The organism is Mycobacterium sp. SMC-4, assembly GCF_050205565.1.
In the GTDB taxonomy this organism is placed as follows: Bacteria; Actinomycetota; Actinomycetes; order Mycobacteriales; family Mycobacteriaceae; genus Mycobacterium.
In genome coordinates, this window is record NZ_JBNMQU010000003.1 from 310,478 (window position 1) to 328,263 (window position 17,786).

General features: G+C 68.1%; 19 protein-coding genes and 1 pseudogene. 13 read left to right on the forward strand and 7 right to left on the reverse strand.

From position 1 onward, the window contains the following. Window positions 1-48: 48 nt before the first annotated feature. The gene (locus ACQI46_RS08330; RefSeq protein ID WP_427093496.1) at window positions 49-1,044 is read right to left on the reverse strand and encodes an SGNH/GDSL hydrolase family protein; all 996 of its coding nucleotides are present in this window, start codon (window positions 1,042-1,044) and stop codon (window positions 49-51) included. A gap of 191 nt (window positions 1,045-1,235) precedes the next feature. Between ACQI46_RS08330 and ACQI46_RS08335 the strand changes: the two genes are divergently transcribed. The 5 genes and pseudogenes from ACQI46_RS08335 (at window position 1,236) to ACQI46_RS08355 (ending at window position 5,847) form a co-directional block, all read left to right on the forward strand. After that, complete coding sequence (locus ACQI46_RS08335) at window positions 1,236-2,306, forward strand: alpha/beta hydrolase (RefSeq protein WP_427093497.1); 1,071 nt, start codon at window positions 1,236-1,238, stop codon at window positions 2,304-2,306. 29 nt (window positions 2,307-2,335) lie between these two features. Then, window positions 2,336-3,730, forward strand: a complete 1,395-nt coding sequence (locus ACQI46_RS08340; protein WP_427093498.1) for a cystathionine beta-synthase — start codon at window positions 2,336-2,338, stop codon at window positions 3,728-3,730. A 124-nt stretch (window positions 3,731-3,854) separates the two neighbouring features. Next, a pseudogene (locus tag ACQI46_RS08345) lies at window positions 3,855-4,292 on the forward strand (RDD family protein); the annotation flags it as partial. Between the two features lie 24 nt (window positions 4,293-4,316). Then, window positions 4,317-5,360 carry a hypothetical protein gene (locus ACQI46_RS08350; RefSeq protein WP_427093499.1) on the forward strand — a complete coding sequence of 348 codons (1,044 nt, stop codon included), beginning with the start codon at window positions 4,317-4,319 and terminating at the stop codon, window positions 5,358-5,360. Next, window positions 5,332-5,847 (forward strand): RDD family protein, encoded by a 516-nt coding sequence (locus tag ACQI46_RS08355; RefSeq protein ID WP_427093500.1) that lies wholly within the window; start codon window positions 5,332-5,334, stop codon window positions 5,845-5,847. The genes ACQI46_RS08350 and ACQI46_RS08355 overlap by 29 nt, the downstream gene beginning before the upstream one ends. On the opposite strand, the gene ACQI46_RS08360 is transcribed toward ACQI46_RS08355, so the two are convergent. Further along, complete coding sequence (locus ACQI46_RS08360) at window positions 5,831-7,012, reverse strand: acyl-CoA dehydrogenase family protein (protein ID WP_427093501.1); 1,182 nt, start codon at window positions 7,010-7,012, stop codon at window positions 5,831-5,833. The two genes, ACQI46_RS08355 and ACQI46_RS08360, sit on opposite strands and share 17 nt — an antisense overlap. A gap of 32 nt (window positions 7,013-7,044) precedes the next feature. Between ACQI46_RS08360 and ACQI46_RS08365 the strand changes: the two genes are divergently transcribed. Next, on the forward strand, window positions 7,045-8,235 hold the full coding sequence (locus ACQI46_RS08365; protein WP_427093502.1) for a cystathionine gamma-synthase: 1,191 nt from the start codon (window positions 7,045-7,047) through the stop codon (window positions 8,233-8,235). On the opposite strand, the gene ACQI46_RS08370 is transcribed toward ACQI46_RS08365, so the two are convergent. The 3 genes from ACQI46_RS08370 to ACQI46_RS08380 all read right to left on the reverse strand — a co-directional run bounded on the left by ACQI46_RS08370 (window position 8,232) and on the right by ACQI46_RS08380 (window position 10,046). Beyond that, window positions 8,232-8,897 carry a GOLPH3/VPS74 family protein gene (locus tag ACQI46_RS08370; protein ID WP_427093503.1) on the reverse strand — a complete coding sequence of 222 codons (666 nt, stop codon included), beginning with the start codon at window positions 8,895-8,897 and terminating at the stop codon, window positions 8,232-8,234. The genes ACQI46_RS08365 and ACQI46_RS08370 overlap by 4 nt on opposite strands. Continuing rightward, window positions 8,894-9,388 carry a transcription elongation factor GreA gene (gene greA / locus ACQI46_RS08375; protein WP_427093504.1) on the reverse strand — a complete coding sequence of 165 codons (495 nt, stop codon included), beginning with the start codon at window positions 9,386-9,388 and terminating at the stop codon, window positions 8,894-8,896. Before greA ends, ACQI46_RS08370 begins: the two co-directional genes overlap by 4 nt. Before the next feature lie 232 nt (window positions 9,389-9,620). After that, window positions 9,621-10,046, reverse strand: coding sequence for a DUF4307 domain-containing protein (locus tag ACQI46_RS08380; protein ID WP_427093505.1), 426 nt, complete (start codon window positions 10,044-10,046; stop codon window positions 9,621-9,623). Between the two features lie 118 nt (window positions 10,047-10,164). Here ACQI46_RS08380 and mca point away from each other — a divergent pair, with 118 nt between their 5' ends. The 3 genes from mca to ACQI46_RS08395 are packed head-to-tail and all read left to right on the forward strand — an operon-like array spanning window position 10,165 to window position 11,768. Continuing rightward, window positions 10,165-11,037 carry a mycothiol conjugate amidase Mca gene (gene mca, locus ACQI46_RS08385; RefSeq protein WP_427093506.1) on the forward strand — a complete coding sequence of 291 codons (873 nt, stop codon included), beginning with the start codon at window positions 10,165-10,167 and terminating at the stop codon, window positions 11,035-11,037. Beyond that, window positions 11,034-11,357, forward strand: coding sequence for a hypothetical protein (locus ACQI46_RS08390; RefSeq protein ID WP_427093507.1), 324 nt, complete (start codon window positions 11,034-11,036; stop codon window positions 11,355-11,357). The genes mca and ACQI46_RS08390 overlap by 4 nt, the downstream gene beginning before the upstream one ends. Window positions 11,358-11,399: 42 nt before the next feature. Beyond that, complete coding sequence (locus ACQI46_RS08395) at window positions 11,400-11,768, forward strand: nuclear transport factor 2 family protein (protein WP_427093508.1); 369 nt, start codon at window positions 11,400-11,402, stop codon at window positions 11,766-11,768. 10 nt (window positions 11,769-11,778) lie between these two features. On the opposite strand, the gene trhA is transcribed toward ACQI46_RS08395, so the two are convergent. After that, entirely contained in the window at window positions 11,779-12,519 is a 741-nt protein-coding gene (gene trhA / locus ACQI46_RS08400) for a PAQR family membrane homeostasis protein TrhA (RefSeq protein WP_427093509.1), read from the reverse strand. Window positions 12,520-12,574: 55 nt separating this feature from the next. On the opposite strand from trhA, the gene ACQI46_RS08405 reads away from it, so the two are divergent. From ACQI46_RS08405 to ACQI46_RS08420, 4 genes are all read left to right on the forward strand, one after another. Beyond that, window positions 12,575-13,369 (forward strand): (2Z,6E)-farnesyl diphosphate synthase, encoded by a 795-nt coding sequence (locus ACQI46_RS08405; RefSeq protein ID WP_427093510.1) that lies wholly within the window; start codon window positions 12,575-12,577, stop codon window positions 13,367-13,369. Between the two features lie 2 nt (window positions 13,370-13,371). Next, on the forward strand, window positions 13,372-14,718 hold the full coding sequence (locus ACQI46_RS08410; protein ID WP_427093511.1) for a hypothetical protein: 1,347 nt from the start codon (window positions 13,372-13,374) through the stop codon (window positions 14,716-14,718). A 135-nt stretch (window positions 14,719-14,853) separates the two neighbouring features. Then, a complete protein-coding gene (locus ACQI46_RS08415) occupies window positions 14,854-15,267 on the forward strand; it encodes a hypothetical protein (protein WP_427093512.1) in 414 nt (137 codons plus the stop codon). An 85-nt stretch (window positions 15,268-15,352) separates the two neighbouring features. Further along, a complete protein-coding gene (locus ACQI46_RS08420) occupies window positions 15,353-16,852 on the forward strand; it encodes an FAD-dependent oxidoreductase (RefSeq protein WP_427093513.1) in 1,500 nt (499 codons plus the stop codon). On the opposite strand, the gene coaA is transcribed toward ACQI46_RS08420, so the two are convergent. After that, window positions 16,824-17,762: a type I pantothenate kinase gene (gene coaA, locus ACQI46_RS08425; RefSeq protein ID WP_427093514.1), complete on the reverse strand. Its 939-nt coding sequence runs from the start codon at window positions 17,760-17,762 to the stop codon at window positions 16,824-16,826. The genes ACQI46_RS08420 and coaA overlap by 29 nt on opposite strands. Window positions 17,763-17,786: the final 24 nt, after the last annotated feature.

Sequence of the window (17,786 nt, forward strand, 5' to 3'; positions counted from 1 at the left end):
GCCGGCAAGCGTGGGGACCCTCCCCTACACAAGTGTGGGGACCCTCCCCTACACAAGTGTGGGGACCCCAGCCAACACGGGTGCGGGCACGCCCGTCGACCGCCGCCACAGTCGGCTCAGCCCCGTGAGCCGCCGCAGCAGCGGACCGTGCCCGGCCGACCGCGACTCCAGCGCGGCGTCCGGCGGCGAGCCTGACGTGCACACACCCAGCGCATGACACAGCGCGGGCAGCAGCTGTTTGGCGGCCAGGGAATAGCCCGCGGCCGACGGATGGAACATGTCGTCGGAGAACAGCAGTTCGGGCGTCTGGTGGAAGTGCGGCGCCAGGAGGTCGGCGAAGGGGACCGGCACACCGCCCGCGGCGCGCACCGCGGCGGCCTGTGCCCGCGCCAGCCGCAACCCGCGCGCCCGCACCCAAGCGCGCAGCGGCTGAGGAATCGCCTTGATGACCCCGAAGTCCGGGCATGTGCCGACCACGACGACCGCATCACTGGCCCGTAGCCGTTGCACGGCCCGACCGAGTCGGCGCGCCGAAGGGCCGACGCCGTTGGGCCGCGTGATGTCGTTGGCGCCGATCATGATGACCGCCGCGTCCGGTGGCCGGCCCGCGACGAACATCGCGTCGATCTGACCCGACAGGCCCTTCGACGTCGCGCCGACGATCGCCTTGGTGCTCAGCCGGATCCGCTTGCCGGACTCTTCGGCCAGTCCCCGCGCCAGCAGCACCCCCGGCACTTCCTCGGCATCGGAGCAGCCGTAACCGGTGGCCGTCGAGTCGCCGAAGATCATCAGGTGCAGATCGAAGGGCACGCCGCGTTCCCAGCGCTCCACGGGTCCTCCGCCGGGGGCGTAGACGCCGTCGGCGCGGGGCGGGATGTCCCAGGCTTTGGGGATGACCTGACGCGCTTGATCGGCCTGGCCCGTCAGGAGGTTCCGCGCGCCGATGTATGCCGACCCTGTCGAGGCCAGCGTGGCCGCGGCCGCCCAGGCGACCGTCGAGCGGCGCGGTAAGCGACCGCGAGGAGCATGACCGGAGCTGCCCACGCGGCCAGTCTAGGTCTGAAGGCCGCGCTTATCGCGCGTCGACCGCGGCCAATCGGTCACGGTGCGGTATCAACTGCGAGTGGTTTGCGTTTAACCCATTGTGATACTGGTTACACGTGTCAAGCTAAGTTCTGAGATGATCTGAGTAATTCGGCTTATCTGGCACTACAACGGCGTAGGAAGTGGTGGCGATGACGGCACCGAGCAAGGTTCCAAGCACGGCTCATGTGGGCGTCCGCCCAGCTCGGAGCCTCAAACCGCGCCGATACCCGGTCAGCGACGGCGCCCCCGTCGAGATCGTCGAAGACGGGCCCAGCGTCGCCGGACGGATGCTCGGGTTGGCCGCATCGCTAACCATCAAGCCGTTCCTGACCGTGGGAAGCTACGCGCCGAAGCTGCCGTGGCCGTGGGGAGTCGTCGACTTCGCCGCCCGGGTCCTCAAACCGGCTCCCGGCACTGTGCGGGCGACCATCTCCCTGCCGCACTGCAATGCGCAGCTGGTGCGCGCCGCAGGTGTGCTGCCCGCCGACGGCAACCGCAGCGTCATCCTCTATCTGCACGGCGGCGCCTTCCTGACGTGCGGCGTCAACACGCACGGCCGGCTGGTCACCGCGCTGTCGAAGTTCGCCGACGCGCCGGTGCTGGTGGTGAACTACCGGATGATTCCCAAGCACTCCGTGGGTACCGCCCTCGACGATTGCCACGACGGCTACAAGTGGCTGCGGGAGCTGGGCTACGAGCCCGACCAGATCGTGCTCGCCGGCGACTCCGCCGGCGGCTACCTGGCACTGTCGCTGGCTGAGCGACTCCAGGTCGAGGGGATCGACGGCTACCGCAGCGAGACCCCGGCGGCGGTGGTGACCATGTCTCCGCTGTTCGAGATCGACAACGAGGCCCGGGCCGACCACCCCAACGCCCGCACCGACGCGATGTTCCCGCCCAAGGCGTTCCACGCGCTCGTCGATCTCATCGAGACCGCGGCGGCCAAGCGAACCGTCAACGGCAGGCGCGAGGAGGTCTACGAACCCCTCGACCACATCGAGCCCGGCCTGCCGCGCACGCTGATCCACGTGTCCGGATCCGAGGTCCTGCTCAGTGACGCCCGCAAGGCGGCGCGCCTGCTGGCCGCGGCCGGCGTCCCCGTCGAGGTGCGCGTATGGCCTGGTCAGATGCATGTGTTCCAGCTCGGCGCGCCCATGGTGTCCGAGGCGAGCCGGTCGTTGAAGCAGATCGGTGAGTACATCCGAGAGGCCACCTGGTAGTCCTGCGTCGAGCCTGGGACGATGGACTCATGCGTATCGCCCGGCACATCACTGAGCTCATCGGCAACACCCCGTTGGTACAGCTGAACTCGGTGGTCCCGCCGGGCGCCGGATTGGTCGCGGCCAAGGTCGAATACCTCAATCCGGGCGGCAGCTCGAAGGATCGCATCGCGATCAAGATGATCGACGCCGCCGAGGCCAGCGGCGAGCTGCGTCCCGGCGGCACCATCGTCGAACCCACCTCCGGCAACACCGGCGTCGGGCTCGCACTGGTCGCCCAGCAGCGCGGCTACAAGTGCGTCTTCGTCTGCCCGGACAAGGTCGGCGAGGACAAACGCAACGTGCTGCGCGCCTACGGCGCCGAGGTCGTGGTGTGCCCGACGGCGGTGCCGCCCGACCACCCCGACAGCTACTACAGCGTGTCCGACCGGCTGGTCAGGGAGATCGAGGGTGCGTGGAAGCCCGACCAGTACTCCAACCAGATGGGCCCGCAGAGCCACTACGAGAGCACCGGCCCGGAGATCTGGGCCGACACCGACGGCAAGGTGACGCACTTCGTCGCCGGCGTCGGCACCGGCGGGACGATCACCGGCGCGGGCCGCTACCTCAAGGAAGTCTCCGACGGCAGGGTCAAGGTCATCGGCGTCGACCCGGAAGGCTCGGTGTACTCGGGCGGCACGGGCCGGCCGTACCTCGTCGAAGGTGTGGGCGAGGATTTCTGGCCGACGGCCTACGACCCGTCGGTACCCGACGAGATCATCGCGGTCTCCGACGCCGACTCCTTCGAGATGACCCGGCGCCTGGCCCGCGAGGAGGCCATGCTGGTCGGCGGCTCCTGCGGCATGGCGGCGGTGGCGGCCATCCAGGTCGCCGAACGCGCCGGACCGGACGCGGTGGTCGTGGTGCTGTTGCCCGACGGTGGCCGCGGCTACCTGGGCAAGATCTTCAACGACGAATGGATGTCGTCCTACGGGTTCCTGCGCAGCCGACTCGACGGCAAGACCAAGGAGTCCACCGTCGGTGACCTGTTGCGGGGCAAGTCGGGCGCCCTGCCCGACCTGGTGCACACCCACCCGTCCGAGACCGTGCGCGACGCGATCACGATCCTCAACGAGTACGGCGTCTCGCAGATGCCGGTGGTCGGCGCCGAACCGCCCGTGATGGCCGGCGAGGTCGCCGGCAGCGTGTCCGAGCGTGAGCTGCTCTCGGCGGTGTTCGAGGGGCGGGCCAAACTCGCCGACGCGGTCGCCGACCACATGAGCCCGCCGCTGCCGCTGGTCGGTGCCGGCGAACTCGTCAGCAGCGCAGCCAAGACCCTGCGCGAATGCGACGCCGTCATGGTGGTCGAGGAGGGCAAACCGGTCGGCGTGCTCACCCGGCACGACCTGCTGAGTTACCTGTCCGCTGAGACCTCCGGCAGCTGACACCGCGGTCGTAAAAACAAGATCAACAACCCGCGTGAAAGCGCTGCGCGAGGCAGGTCCTCAGGTAGGGTAAGCACGCTTGTCTCGGGCTGAGATCTCACAGAAGGCATCCATGACCGACCGACCGCCGCCAGCGGGTGATTACCCGTCGAATGTGGTTGCGGTGCTCCCCAAAGAGTCATACACGTCGTGGACGACGCGGGTGCTCGCGCAGGTGATCGACATGATCCCGGTTGTCATCGTCCTGGGTATCGGGGTGGCCGTGCAGTCCGGCGCCCTCGCCCTGGTGCTCGCGTCGCTGGCCGCACTCGCCTACGCGGTGTGGAACTTCGGTCATCGGCAGGGCACCACCGGATCGAGTCTGGGCAAGTCGATCACCCGGTTCCGGGTGGTCAGCGAACTGACTTGGCAGCCAATCGGTTTCAAGCTGTCCGTACTGCGCCAACTGGCCCACGTCATCGACGGGGCGATCTGCTACGTCGGCTACCTGTTTCCGCTCTGGGATCCCAAGCGGCAGACGATCGCCGACAAGATAATGACGACGGTCTGCGTACCGCTGTAGACACCGACAACATCAGGAGCGACCATGACAGACAATCCGTCGGCGCCCGGAGGTAACCCGCCAGAAGGGGGCTACCCGCCGCCCGGCAACTACCCGCCGCCGCCTCCTGGTTCCCAGCCCACGCCGCAGGGCGGCCATGCGCCGCCTCCACCGCCGGGCGGTTATCCGCCCCCGCCACCCGGCAGCTACCCACCGCCGCCGGGCGACTACCCGCCGCCCCCCGCGGGGTCCTATCCCACGCCGCAGGGCGGTTACGCGCCGCCTCCGCCGCCGGGGGGTTATCCGCCTCCGCCGCAAGGCAATTACCCGCCCCCGGGTGCCTACCCGCCGGCGTATGGTGCGTACCCGCCCGGTTTCGGGGGCGCGCCGGCATACAGCATCGGCGACGCGCTCGAGTGGGCCTGGAACAAGTTCAGCAAGAACGCGATGCCTCTGGTGCTGGCCACACTCATCTACGGCGTGGCGATCGCCGCGCTGCAATCACTGATCAGCTTCGGCTCCACCGCCGTGAGCCCGGACTCGAGCAGCTACGCCGCCGACGAGAACGGGTTCGCGATCTCCTACAACGTGACCGGCGGTGCCGGTCTCGTCGTCACGATCATCGGGTGGATCGTGTCGCTGCTGGTGTCCGGTGCCGTGCAATCGGCCTACATCGGCGGCCTGCTCGACATCGCCAACGGTCAGCAGGTCACCCTCAGCTCGTTCCTACGGCCCCGCAACGTCGCCAACGTCGTCATCGCGGCCGTCATCGTCGGCGCCATCACGACCGTCGGTGTGTTCCTGTGCATCATCCCGGGTCTCATCGCCAGCATCATGTTGATGTTCACCACCGTCGCGCTGCTGGATCGAAACCTGGCACCGCTGGACGCGATCAAGACCAGCTTCGGCATCAGCAAGGCGCAATTCGGCAAGGTGTTCGTCGCGTGGCTCGTCATCGCGGTCATCACCCTCATCGGTGCGCTGCTCTGCGGTATCGGCCTGCTGGTCGCGGGCCCGGTGGCCGGACTGATCCTGGTGTACACCTTCCGGACGCTGTCAGGTGGAGCGGTGGCACCCGCCACGCCCTAGCCCGGCCGCTTTGCCGAAACGCTTCTACACCTCCTGGATCGCGCGCTGCGCGGCATTCGTGATCGACGCGCTGCCGGTGGGTGCGGCGCTGACCATCGCGAACTCGGTCGCCGTCGGCACCGCCGACACGCAGTGCGTGGAGTATTCCGCCGGAGGTGTGGCCTGCGCGCAGGGCCATTCGACCACCGGGATCGTCACCGCCTGGGTCATGGGGCTGCTGTCGCTGGCCTACGTGGTCTGGAATCACGGCTACCGTCAGGGCAGAACGGGATCCAGCATCGGCAAGTCGCTGCTCAGGTTTCGCGTTGTCAGCGAAAAGACGTGGCAGCCCATCGGATTCGGCCGGTCGGTACTGCGTCAGCTGGCGCACCTGGTGGACTGTGTGGTCTGTTTCCTCGGCTACCTGCTGCCGCTGTGGGACGGGCAGCGCCAGACGATCGCCGACAAGATGATGACGACTGTCTGCGTGCCTACCGGAACGCGCTGACCCCGGTGAGTGTCTCGCCGATGACCAGCTGGTGCACCTCGGAGGTGCCCTCGTAGGTCAGCACCGACTCCAGGTTGTTGGCATGCCGCAGCACCGGATACTCGAGGGTGATGCCGTTGGCGCCCAACAGTGTTCGACATTGGCGGGCGATCTCGAGGGCCTCGCGGACATTGTTGAGCTTGCCGACGCTGACCTGCTCGGGCCGGATCCGGCCGTCGTCCTTGAGCCGGCCCAGGTGCAACGCCAGCAGCTGCGCCTTGCTCAATTCGACCGCCATGTCGGCGATCTTGGCCTGCGTGAGCTGATAGCCGGCCAGCGGCTTGTCGAACACCTCGCGGCTGCCCACGTAATCGATGGTCGCCTCGAGGCAGTCGCGCGCCGCCCCGACCGCGCCGAACACGATCCCGAAGCGGGCCTCCGACAGGCAACTCAGCGGACCCTTGAGGCCTTCGGCGCCGGGCAGCCGGGCGTCCTCGGGCACGCGGACGTCGTCGAGGCTGAACTCGGCGGTGACCGATGCGCGCAGCGACAGCTTGTGCGTCATCTCCCGGGCGGTGAACCCGGGCGTCGACGTCGGCACCGCGAAGCCCAGCACGGGCCCTCCGGGCTCGCGCGCCCACACGATCGCGACGTCGGCGACCGAGGCGTTGGTGATCCACATCTTGGACCCGTTGAGGATCCAGTCCGACCCGTCGCGGCGCGCGGTGGTGCGCATGCCGCCCGGGTTGGAGCCGAAGTCGGGCTCGGTCAGACCGAAGCAGCCGATCAACTCACCGGCGGCCATCCCGGGCAGCCACTGCTGCCGCTGCTCTTCAGATCCCCAGCGGTGAATCGCATACATCGCCAACGAACCCTGCACCGACACCAGGCTGCGCAACCCGCTGTCGACGGCCTCGAACTCCTGGCACACCAGCCCGTAGGCGGTGGCCGTGGAGCCTCCGCAGCCGTAACCCGTCAGGTGCATGCCCAGCAGCCCGAGCTTGCCGATCTCGACGGCGAGCTCGCGCACCGGGACATGCCCGGATTCGAACCATTCGGCGATGTGGGGACGGAGTCGTTGCTCGCCGAACTGGCGCACCATCGTGCGCAGGTCACGGTCCTCGGCGCTCAACAGTGAGTCGAGGTCGAGCAGGCTTTCGATCGGGGTGCTCCCAGCGCTGGACATGACCAAGTTCTACACGGCTACCCTGGGCGACCATGGGTGAGCAGCGCAGTGCAGCAGATCATTACCGGACCTACGGGTTCGCGACCAAGGCCATCCACGCCGGTTACCGGCCCGATCCGGCCACCGGGGTGGTGAACCCGCCCATCTACGCCAGCTCGACGTTCGCCCAGGACGGCGTCGGCGGTCTGCGCGGCGGCTTCGAGTACGCCCGCACCGGCAACCCCACGCGCGCGGCGCTGGAGACGGCGTTGGCGGCCGTCGAGCAGGCGTCCTACGGGCGCGCGTTCAGCTCCGGCATGGGGGCGACCGACTGCGCGTTGCGGGCCGTGCTGCGTCCCGGCGACCACCTCGTGATCCCGGACGACGCCTACGGCGGCACCTTCCGGCTGATCGACAAGGTGTTCGCCCACTGGGGGCTGACCTACACCGCGGTGGCGCTGTCGGATCTGGACGCGGTGCGCGCGGCCCTGACCGACCGCACCCGGCTGATCTGGGTGGAGACGCCGACCAACCCGCTGCTGTCGATCGCCGACATCAGCGGGATCGCCGCGGTAGCCGCCGAGGCGGACGGCCCCGGTGTGAAAGTGTTGGTGGACAACACTTTTGCTTCGCCGGCGCTGCAGCAGCCGCTGACCCTGGGCGCCGACATCGTGCTGCATTCGACCACCAAGTACATCGGCGGACACTCCGATGTGGTCGGTGGGGCGCTGTTGACCAACGACGAAGCCCTCGACGACGCGTTCGCGTTCCTGCAGAACGGTGCCGGCGCGGTGCCCGGCCCGTTCGACGCGTACCTGACCATCCGCGGTCTGAAGACCCTGTCGCTGCGGATGCAGCGCCACAGCGACAATGCCGCGGCGATCGCCGAGTTCCTCGAAGGGCATCCGGCGGTGTCCACCGTGCTGTATCCCGGTCTGCCCGGCCATCCGAACCACGATGTCGCCGCGGCGCAGATGAGCGGGTTCGGCGGCATGATCTCGGTGCGGCTGCGCGGCGGCCCGCAGGCCGCGCGCGACTTCTGCGCGCGCACCGAGCTGTTCATCCTGGCCGAGTCGCTGGGCGGGGTGGAGTCGCTGATCGAATATCCCGGCGCCATGACCCATGCGTCGACGGCCGGCTCCCAGCTCGAGGTGCCCGACGACCTGGTCCGGCTGTCGGTCGGCATCGAGGACGTCGCCGATCTGCTCGGCGACGTGGAGCAGGCGTTGAGCTCTCTGGGTTAACCGATCGCGCTGAGAGCTTGGCGCACGGTCGCTGCGGTGACCGCAAGGTTCACCTCAGCCAGACCGGACGGCGACTCGTCGACCCAGCTGCCCGCCGAGATCTCGCCGGCCCGGGCATGCACCCAGCGCCAGCCGCGATCGTTGAGGCTCAGCAGCGCTCCCAGACCGTCGACCGCGTGCAGCACGGTCACGATCGCTGCGGTCGACGGCGACGGGGGACGACGTTCGAACAGTGCGCCGATCAGGGCTGCGCGCGCCTCCTGCGGCCGACTCCGGTCGGTCAGGGGAAAGGCGAAGCTGCGTCGGAAACGACTGCCCGACAACGGGGTTCGTCGTATCGCCCCGGACGCCTCCAGATGGGCGACCAGACGATCCTGGGTGTGTCTGCCCACCTTCTTGATCGCGGTGCCGGCCTCGAGCGGCCGGGCCCGCACCAGATCCAGTGCGGGCGCGGCCACCGGATGCACCGGTCCGGGGGCCGCCAACGCCACCAGGACGCCCTCAGGTGCCGGGTCGCCGGCCGTCGCGGGCCGGATATGGCACTGATGGGCCAACTCGAGCAGCACCGCGGCGGCAAGGACGTGGTCACGCCGAGGCGGATCCAGCGCAGGCGTCCCCGAAGCGTTGTCGAGCAGAAGGAGGAACAGGTCCTCGGTGATCAACCGTGGTACGGCTCAGCGCTGACCAGCGTCACCTTGACGGTGCTGCCGCTGGGCACCCGGTACTCGCGTGTCTCGCCGACCTTGGCGTCGATGAGCGCCCCGCCCAGCGGCGAGTTCGGCGAGTACACCTCGAGCTTGCCGGCGCCGACGCCCTGTTCGCGGGTCGCGATCAGGAACGTCTCGGTGTCGTTCTTGTCGTCGTCGTAGTAGACGGTGACCACCGAGCCGGGCAGCGCCACACCGGACTGCGTGGGCGCCTCGCCGACCTTGGCGCTGTTGAGCAGTTCCTGCAGCTGACGGATGCGGGCCTCCTGCTGGCCCTGCTCCTCGCGGGCGGCGTGGTATCCACCGTTCTCGCGCAGGTCGCCCTCTTCGCGTCGGTCGTTGATCTCGGCGGCGATGACGGGGCGGTTGGCGATCAGCTGGTCCAGCTCGGCCTTCAGCCGGTCGTACGCCTCTTCGGTGAGCCAGGTGACCTGAGTGTCGGTCATGTCGTCGCGCTCCTGTCGTTGTTGATTCCGCGCTCTTGTGCGTCAAGAAAGTCCCCGGGACACGGCGCTGGGGCTGTACTGCGGGTATTGCCGCCAACTCGGGCGCGCTGGTCTCGGCGCCCAAAATGCAGCAATACACGGCCCCAGCTGGAACCGTGTATCGGCCCATCCTAGCACCGCCGGGATACCGGGAATTCGGAATTTCGCTGTTCGCCGTTGGTTGCGGCGCGGGCTATCCGGCCTGATCCAGATAGGCCGGCACATCGGTGCCGCATCCGTACACGTCCCCGACCGCGGGCGGTTTGCTGGCCGTCACGGTCGCGGTGACCTGCACCGTCGGCTCTTGTGACGGACTAACCAGCACTTCCCGGCGCCCGACCTCGTCGCCGTCGTAGGAGCGCGCCCGCACGATGCACACCGCGGGCCGGGACGGATCTTTGCGGGTGACGTTCATGGTGACCTCGACGGTGGCGTCGTCGACCACGCGGAAACCGTTGATTTCGCCGTCGACCTCCTGGGCGCCGAGCCGGTTGAATGCGACGACCGCGATCGCCACCCCCGCGATCAACACCAGAGCGGTCAACGCCACGGCGATCAGGCGACGCCTGCGTGGATTCAGGCGCTGCCGTCCGTAGCGGGCGGTGGGACGTTCGATCATCTCGTTTTGCATGCCCGTCGGTCGGATAGGTCTACTAGGACTGGAACTATAAGACCCAGTGTGGCGGTTGAACCGTTGCGTGAGTGCCCATGCATCTGAGCAGCTAAGAGGGAACAGGTTGAGCGAACTGCGGTTGATGGCCGTGCACGCCCATCCGGACGACGAGTCCAGCAAGGGTGCGGCCACCATGGCGCGCTACGTCGACGAGGGCGTGCGCGTCATGGTCGTGACGCTGACCGGCGGCGAGCGCGGCGACATCCTCAATCCCGCGATGGACCTACCGGAAGTCCACGGCCGGATGAGCGAGATCCGCCGCGAGGAGATGGCCAAGGCGGCCCAGATCCTCGGGGTCGAGCACCACTGGCTGGGCTTCGTCGACTCCGGACTGCCCGAAGGGGATCCGCTGCCGCCCCTGCCGGAGGGCTGCTTCGCGCTGGAACCGCTCGAAGTGCCCACCGAGTCGCTGGTACGCGTCATCCGCGACTTCAAACCCCACGTCATGACCACCTACGACGAGAACGGCGGCTACCCGCACCCGGACCACATCAAGTGCCACCAGGTCTCGGTCGCCGCGTACGAGGCGGCCGCCGACCACCGCCTGTACCCGGACGCCGGCGAACCGTGGAGTGTGTCGAAGCTGTACTACAACCACGGCTTCCTGCGACAGCGGATGCAGATCCTGCAGGACGAGTTCACCAAGCACGGCCAGGAAGGACCGTTCGGCAAGTGGCTCGAGAAGTGGGATCCCGCCGAGGATCTGCTCGGCAAGCGGGTGACCACGCGGGTGGAGTGCGCGAAGTACTTCTCGGTCCGTGACGAGGCGCTGCTGGCGCACGCCACCCAGATCGACCCGAAAAGCTTCTTCTTCACCACGCCGATGGAGTGGCAGCAACGCCTCTGGCCGACCGAGGAGTTCGAGTTGGCCCGCTCACGGGTTCCGGTGCAGCTGCCCGAGACCGACCTGTTCGCCGGAATCGAGGGACGCGAATGAACGACGCATTGATGACGGGTCTGCAGTTCGTCACCGCGGTGCTGGCCCAGGACGAACCCCGCCAGACCGGTCCGGAATTCGGCAAGGCCAGCCCGTTCGGGCTGATCGTGATCGTGCTGCTGCTCATCGGTGTCTTCGTCCTGGTGTGGTCGATGAACCGGCACCTGCGCAAGCTGCCCAAGTCGTTCGACAATGACGACGAGGCCGCCACCGAAACCGCCGCCGAGGGCGACGCGCCGGGCGGCACCGGCGCCGTGGGCGCCGACCCCGACCTGTCCACCGGGTCGCCGGCCGACGGGGTCAAACGCGATCCGGAGTGATCTGGCGCCGGTTCGCGCCTGCGGTTGTGTAACCTGCCGCACATGAGCTTCGAGCCCGACGCCCTGCAGAAACTCGTCCAGCGCTACCTCGACACCGTCGCCACCGGCACAGCCGACGACGTCGCCGCGCTGTACGCCGAGGACGCCACCCTCGAAGACCCGGTCGGCGGGGGAGAGGTGCACATCGGTCGGCAGGCCATCGCGGGGTTCTACAAGAACGCCGAGGGCGCCGAGATCAAAACCGAGCTGTTGCACTTCCGCGCCGGTGGCCACGAAGCCGCGTTCCTGTTCGCGATCACCGTCGGCGGCGCCATGCGGATCGAGCCGATCGAGATCATGACCTTCAACCCCGAGGGCCAGATCACCGCGATGAAGGCCTACTGGGGCCCGCAGAACATCACCCAGCTGTAGCGCGTCCTCGCTAGAAGACGGCGAACCACATCGCGATGTAGTGGCAGATCGCCGCGACCGCGGTGCAGGCATGGAAGAACTCGTGGTGCCCGAACGTCGTCGGCCACGGGTTGGGCCACTTCAGCGCGTACAGCACCCCGCCGATGCTGTACAGCGCGCCACCGACGATCAGCAGCACCACCGCGGCCACACCGGCGCCTTGCATGATCGGCCCGATGAACCACACGGCCACCCAGCCGAGCAGGATGTACAGCGGCACACCGAGCCACCGCGGCGACGACGGCCACAGCATCTTCAACGCCACACCGGCAAGCGCGCCGCCCCACACGATCCAGAACAGCGTCATGCCGTTGTTGGCGGGTAACGCGAGCAGCGCGAAGGGCGTGTAGCTGCCGGCGATGAACACGAAGATCATCGAGTGGTCGGCGCGCTTCATCCAGGTGCGCGCGGTCGTCGAGGTCCAGTTGACGCGGTGATAGATCCCACTGACGGCGAACATCGCCACGATCGTGCAGGTGTAGATCAGCGTGGCGATGCCGGCGCGCGTGGACTGCAGCGACCAGGACACCGCGACCAGAGCCGCCCCGGCGATCACCGCGATGGCGGCCGAGTACACGTGGATCCAGCCACGCAGCCGCGGCTTGCCCAGGAACTGGGCGACGCCACCGGCGACCGCCTCGGGGAGATCCTCGGGTTTCCACGGTTCCCGCGGCGAGTCAGCGGTGTACCAGGGTTCGAGGGATGTCGGCATATCACCTCCGCTGAGTGGCTCTGGCGCTTCCCGGGCCACAGTAGTCTGGACGATCGTGGACCTCATTCCGCGGCGCCTCAAGGAGCCGATGTATCGGCTCTACGAGCTGCGGCTGCGGCAGGGATTGTCGCCGTCACGTTCGGAATTGCCGCGCCACATCGCGGTGCTGTGCGACGGAAACCGCCGGTGGGCACGCGAAGTCGGTCACGACGACGTCAGTTACGGCTACCGTGCGGGTGCCCGCAAAATCGCCGAAATGCTGCGTTGGTGTGACGAGATCGGCATCGAGATGGCCACCGTGTACTTGCTCTCCACGGAGAACCTGCAGCGCGAACCCGAAGAGCTGTCGTCGCTGATCGACATCATCACCGATGTCGTCGAGGAGATCTGCGCGCCGGTCAACCGGTGGAGCGTGCGCACCGTCGGCGATCTGGAGTTGATCGGGGAGGAGCCGGCACGACGGCTGCGCGAGGCGGTGTCGTCGACCGCGGATGCCCACACCGCCACGTTCCACGTCAACGTCGCGGTCGGTTACGGCGGCCGCCAGGAGATCGTCGACGCGGTCCGCGGGCTGCTGAGCAAGGAACTCGCCAACGGCGCCACCGGCGAGCAGCTCGTGGAAGCCGTTACCGCCGAAGCGATCTCGGAGAACCTGTACACCTCGGGTCAGCCCGACCCCGATCTGGTGATCCGGACCTCCGGTGAGCAGCGGCTGTCGGGCTTCCTGCTGTGGCAGAGCGCGTACTCCGAGATGTGGTTCACCGAGGCGTACTGGCCGGAGTTCCGGCGCATCGACTTCCTGCGCGCGGTGCGCGACTACAGCGCCCGGCATCGTCGCTACGGGCGGTAACCATGGTCGCCCTGTCAGCGGTGGTGTTCACCTTGAGCTGGTGGCTGGGGCTGTACCTGGTCGCGCGCGACCCGCGCAAAGTCGTGCTGGTGCTGGCCTCCATCGGGCTGACCAGCTTCGCGGTGGTCGTCGCACTGGACGCGGTGCGGGTGACGACGTCGTCGCCGCTGCTCGGGGCCGTCGAGATCTATCTGGTCGCGGTGCCGGGAGTGGCGTGGTTCGCGGTGCTGCTGGAGCTGTCGCGCCCGCGGGACAGCTGGCGCAACCGGTTCCGCGACGCCGGACTGGTCGCAGGCGTCGCCGTGCTGGCGTTCACCGGCGCGGCCCTGGCCGGTGACGTCGCGGGGCCGCTGCGGCTCGGGCACTGGATCATGTTCGCCGCGGTGTCGGTACCGTCGCTGGCCGCGATGGTCCACGCGGTGGTCCGTCGCGCCCAGCCGGGTCCGGTTGTCGGGTTCGTCGTCGTCGCAACGCTGTTCTTCGCCCTGGGCAACGCGATCCTGGTGATCCCGCTGGGGCTGGTGCCGAGTTGGCTGGCGTTGGCGTCGACCGGCTTCGACGTCGCACTGCTCGGTGTGGCCGTGGCGATAAGCGATGCGTTCGACGAGGGGCAGGCGCTGCGGAAAGACATGCTGCGCTCGTTCACCGCGACGTCGGTGGTGGCGGTGTTGTTCGGCGGACAGGTGCTCATCGCGGCAGCGGTGAGCGGCCCGAGTGCCACGTTGACGGTGCTGCTGTTCACCAGCCTGGCCGTCGCCGTCGCGATCAACGTGCTGGCCGACCCGCTGGCCGGGGTGCTGGACCGGCTCGCGTTCTCCCGATCGCCGGAGCTGCGGGCCGACCGCGCCGCGCTGCGCGGCACCGAAACCGCGCTGCCGCGCAGAGCCGCCGACCCGCTCGGCGACATGGACGACGAGACGTTCGTCCGCGTCACCCGCCGCGCCCTGAGCCACTACGGCGACTTGTCCAAGCTCGTCGCGAGCCCGTTGACGGCGCTGCCGGTCATCGAGGAGCGACTCGCCCGCCGCGGCGCCCCGGACCAACCCCTCGAACGCGCCAACGAACTGCGCGCGCTTCTCGCCGAACGCATCGCGGCCCTGAAGCCGCGCGACGGCGCCGACTTCGGCACCACCGAACAATGGCGCCACTACAACTCGCTGTACTTCCCGTACGTCGTCGGCGTGCGCGCCTACGCGCAGAACGCGACCGCTGCGGGTCTGGACCCCGTCGCCCGGCAGGCCTGGCACTGGTTGGTCAGCGACGTGCCGCAGCGCTCGCTGCACAACTGGCAGAACGCGGCCGCCCGCGTCATCGCCACCGACTTGCGCGCCACCGTCTCCGTCTCTTGACGCGCGTGGAATGCAAGTTCGGCGCAGAGCGCTGACCTGCGGTTGGCAGTGGTTGGCAGTGATCTGTGTCGATCTGGCACCTCCCCATCGGCAGCGTCAGGGGTGTCTCACCGCCTCATCACCGAAGGAGAAACCATGACCGCCACCACCCACTCCGGAGCCGTCGGCGCTGTCAAGTCCTCGGACGCGCTGCTGCGACTGGCCATGCGGGTCGACGCCGTGCTGGTCTTCGTGGCCGGCGTCGCCGTGCTCGCCTTCGCCGGCCGGCTCTCGGAGCTGACCGGACTGTCCCGGCCGATCGAGTACGCCTCCGGCGTGTTCTTCGTCGTCTACGGCGTTGTGGTCCTCGCTCTGGCCGGCATCGATCGGGTGCGCCCGGCCGGCATCGGCACGGTGATCGCCAACGCGCTGTGCACAGTGATCGCGGTCGTCGCCGCGCTGACGTTGCCGCTCACCGCCATCGGCGTCGCGTTCGTCGTCGCGATGGGGCTCTACACGGCGTTGATGGCCGAGTGGCAGTTCATCGGGGTCCGGCGCATCACGGCCTGACCCGAAATTGAGTAGTCGACTACGCAAGGCATGACCGGTCGGGGCGCTCACACTCAGAAGCGTCCCGGGGGTAGAGGAGGTCGCCGTGTCCGTCAATTCACAGAACCTGGTTCCGACGGACACGTGCGATCTCCTCGTCGTCGGAGCCGGGCTCGCGGGTCTGAACGCGCTGTTCGCGGCGAGCCGATACCTGGGCCGCGAGCAGAAGGTGATCCTCGTCGACCGTCGCGCTCGTATCGGCGGAATGTGGGTCGACACCTACCCGTATGTGCGGCTGCACCAACCTCATCCGATGTTCACCGCCGGCAACATCGCCTGGACCCTCGGTCGCGAGCGGTCCTACTTGGCCACCAAAGACGAGGTGCTGAGCCACTTCGACCACTGCATCGCCGAGATCGCCAAACGAGTGACCGTCGACGAACGCTACGGCTGGGATTTCGAGTCCGACGAACCGGTCCCCGGCGGCGTCCGCGTCACCTGCCGCACGCCGCACGGCCAGACGCGCGTCATCGTCGCCCGGCGACTGATCAAGGCCTACGGTTCGCGCGTGATGCCCAACCCGCCGCTGTCTCTGTCGAGTGCGCGGGTGCGGTCGGTGTCGCCGGACACCTGCGACGTCCGCGTCGGGGACATCGCCGAGAGCGCCGCGCCGGTGTACGTCATCGGCGGCGGCAAGACCGCGATGGACACCGCGCACACGCTGATCACGACCCACCCCGGTCGTGAGGTGCACCTGGTGGCCGGGTCGGGAACGCTGTTCGGCAGCCGGGACAGGTTCTTCCCCACCGGGCGGCGGCGCTGGGTCGGCAGCACGACGCTCAGCAGCATGGCTGTCGACATGTGTCGCCGGTTCGACGGCACCAACGAGCAGCAGGTCGCCGACTGGTTCGGCGTGATCTACGGCACGCGCGTGACTCCGCGCACCGGCAACTTCCTGCTCGGTGTGCTCTCGGAGGAGGAGAACACGGTCATCAGGAACGGCGTCGCCGACGTGGTGATGGATCACCTCGTCGACGTCGTCGACCACGACGGCGCGCCGCACATCGTTCTACGCAGCGGCGCGCGGATGCCGGTGGCCGACGGCAGCTGGATGATCAACTGCACCGGCTACCTGACCGTCGGTGACCACCCGTACGAGCCGTACACATCCGGCGACGGAACGGTGCTTGCAGTCCAATCACGTTCGGCCACCATGCATCTGATGTCGTACATGGGCTATTTCATGACGCATATGATGTTCCAGGGCAAACTCACCGGCGTCCCGCTCTACGAGTTCGACCTACAGGAGATGATCCGCAGGCACAGAGCTGTGCTGCCCTACGCGATGTTCGCGCTGGCGCAGTACAACCTCGGCTTGATGGCCGACGCCATGCCCGCCAAGGTGTTCCGCGAATGCGGACTGGACTACGACCGCTGGTATCCGTGGCCGCGCCGCACCGCGGGGGCGGTGCGGTTCATGCTCACCCACCGGCGCGAACGTGCGCACCTGCGCCGGACACTCGACACCGTGCGGGAACGCTGCGATGTGCGCTGCGGCCCGCTGGATCTCGGCAGCGCTACAGCTTCCGGAGCCGCAGCCGGTTGATCGAGTGGTCGGAATCCTTGCGCAGCACCAAGGTGGCGCGGGGACGGGTCGGCAGGATGTTCTCGATCAGGTTCGGCCGGTTGATCGAATGCCAGATGTCACGGGCGGCGAACACCGCCTGCTCGTCGGTCAGCGTCGAATAGTGGTGGAAGTGCGACGCCGGATTGGCGAACGCCCCGGCCCGCATCGACAGGAACCGGGAGATGTACCAGTTCTCGATGTCCTCGATGCGCGCGTCGACGTAGACCGAGAAGTCGAACAGGTCCGAGACCATCAGCGCCGGACCGGTCTGCAGGACGTTGAGCCCCTCGAGGATCAGGATGTCGGGACGGCGGATCACCTGCTTGTCGCCGGGGACGATGTCGTAGAGCAGATGCGAGTAGACCGGCGCGCACGCCACGTCGGAGCCGGACTTCACCGCGGTGACGAACCGCATCAACCCCCTGCGGTCGTAGCTCTCCGGGAAGCCCTTGCGGTGCATGAGGTTCCGGCGGGCGAGCTCCTTGTTCGGATACAGGAAGCCGTCGGTGGTCACCAGATCCACCCGCGGATGATGCTCCCAACGCGCCAGAAGGGCCTGCAGCACACGCGCGGTCGTCGATTTGCCGACAGCCACACTGCCCGCGACACCGATGATGAAGGGCACCGGCCGGTCCGGATCGCCGGCCGAATCGCCGAGGAACGCCGCGGTGGTGGCGAACAGCGCCTGACGCGCGGCGACCTGCAGATGAATCAACCGCGCCAGCGGCAGATAGACCTCTTCGACTTCCAGCAGGTCGATCTTCTCGCCGAGTCCGCGCAACTTGACCAGTTCGTCCTCGGTCAATTTCAGCGGTGTCGACGACCGGAGCCCCCGCCATTGACTTCGATCGAACTCCACATACGGGCTGGGTTCGCTCAGCCGAGCCATGCGCCCAGTCTTGCAGTTAGCTTG

Coding starts and splice junctions, on each gene's coding strand:
- ACQI46_RS08335 (WP_427093497.1), top strand. CDS start 1,236: ATGACGGCACCGAGCAAGGTTCCAAGCACGGCTCATGTGGGCGTCCGC.
- ACQI46_RS08340 (WP_427093498.1), top strand. CDS start 2,336: ATGCGTATCGCCCGGCACATCACTGAGCTCATCGGCAACACCCCGTTG.
- ACQI46_RS08350 (WP_427093499.1), top strand. CDS start 4,317: ATGACAGACAATCCGTCGGCGCCCGGAGGTAACCCGCCAGAAGGGGGC.
- ACQI46_RS08360 (WP_427093501.1), bottom strand. CDS start 7,012: ATGTCCAGCGCTGGGAGCACCCCGATCGAAAGCCTGCTCGACCTCGAC.
- ACQI46_RS08365 (WP_427093502.1), top strand. CDS start 7,045: ATGGGTGAGCAGCGCAGTGCAGCAGATCATTACCGGACCTACGGGTTC.
- greA (WP_427093504.1), bottom strand. CDS start 9,388: ATGACCGACACTCAGGTCACCTGGCTCACCGAAGAGGCGTACGACCGG.
- ACQI46_RS08380 (WP_427093505.1), bottom strand. CDS start 10,046: ATGATCGAACGTCCCACCGCCCGCTACGGACGGCAGCGCCTGAATCCA.
- ACQI46_RS08390 (WP_427093507.1), top strand. CDS start 11,034: ATGAACGACGCATTGATGACGGGTCTGCAGTTCGTCACCGCGGTGCTG.
- ACQI46_RS08395 (WP_427093508.1), top strand. CDS start 11,400: ATGAGCTTCGAGCCCGACGCCCTGCAGAAACTCGTCCAGCGCTACCTC.
- trhA (WP_427093509.1), bottom strand. CDS start 12,519: ATGCCGACATCCCTCGAACCCTGGTACACCGCTGACTCGCCGCGGGAA.
- ACQI46_RS08410 (WP_427093511.1), top strand. CDS start 13,372: ATGGTCGCCCTGTCAGCGGTGGTGTTCACCTTGAGCTGGTGGCTGGGG.
- ACQI46_RS08415 (WP_427093512.1), top strand. CDS start 14,854: ATGACCGCCACCACCCACTCCGGAGCCGTCGGCGCTGTCAAGTCCTCG.
- coaA (WP_427093514.1), bottom strand. CDS start 17,762: ATGGCTCGGCTGAGCGAACCCAGCCCGTATGTGGAGTTCGATCGAAGT.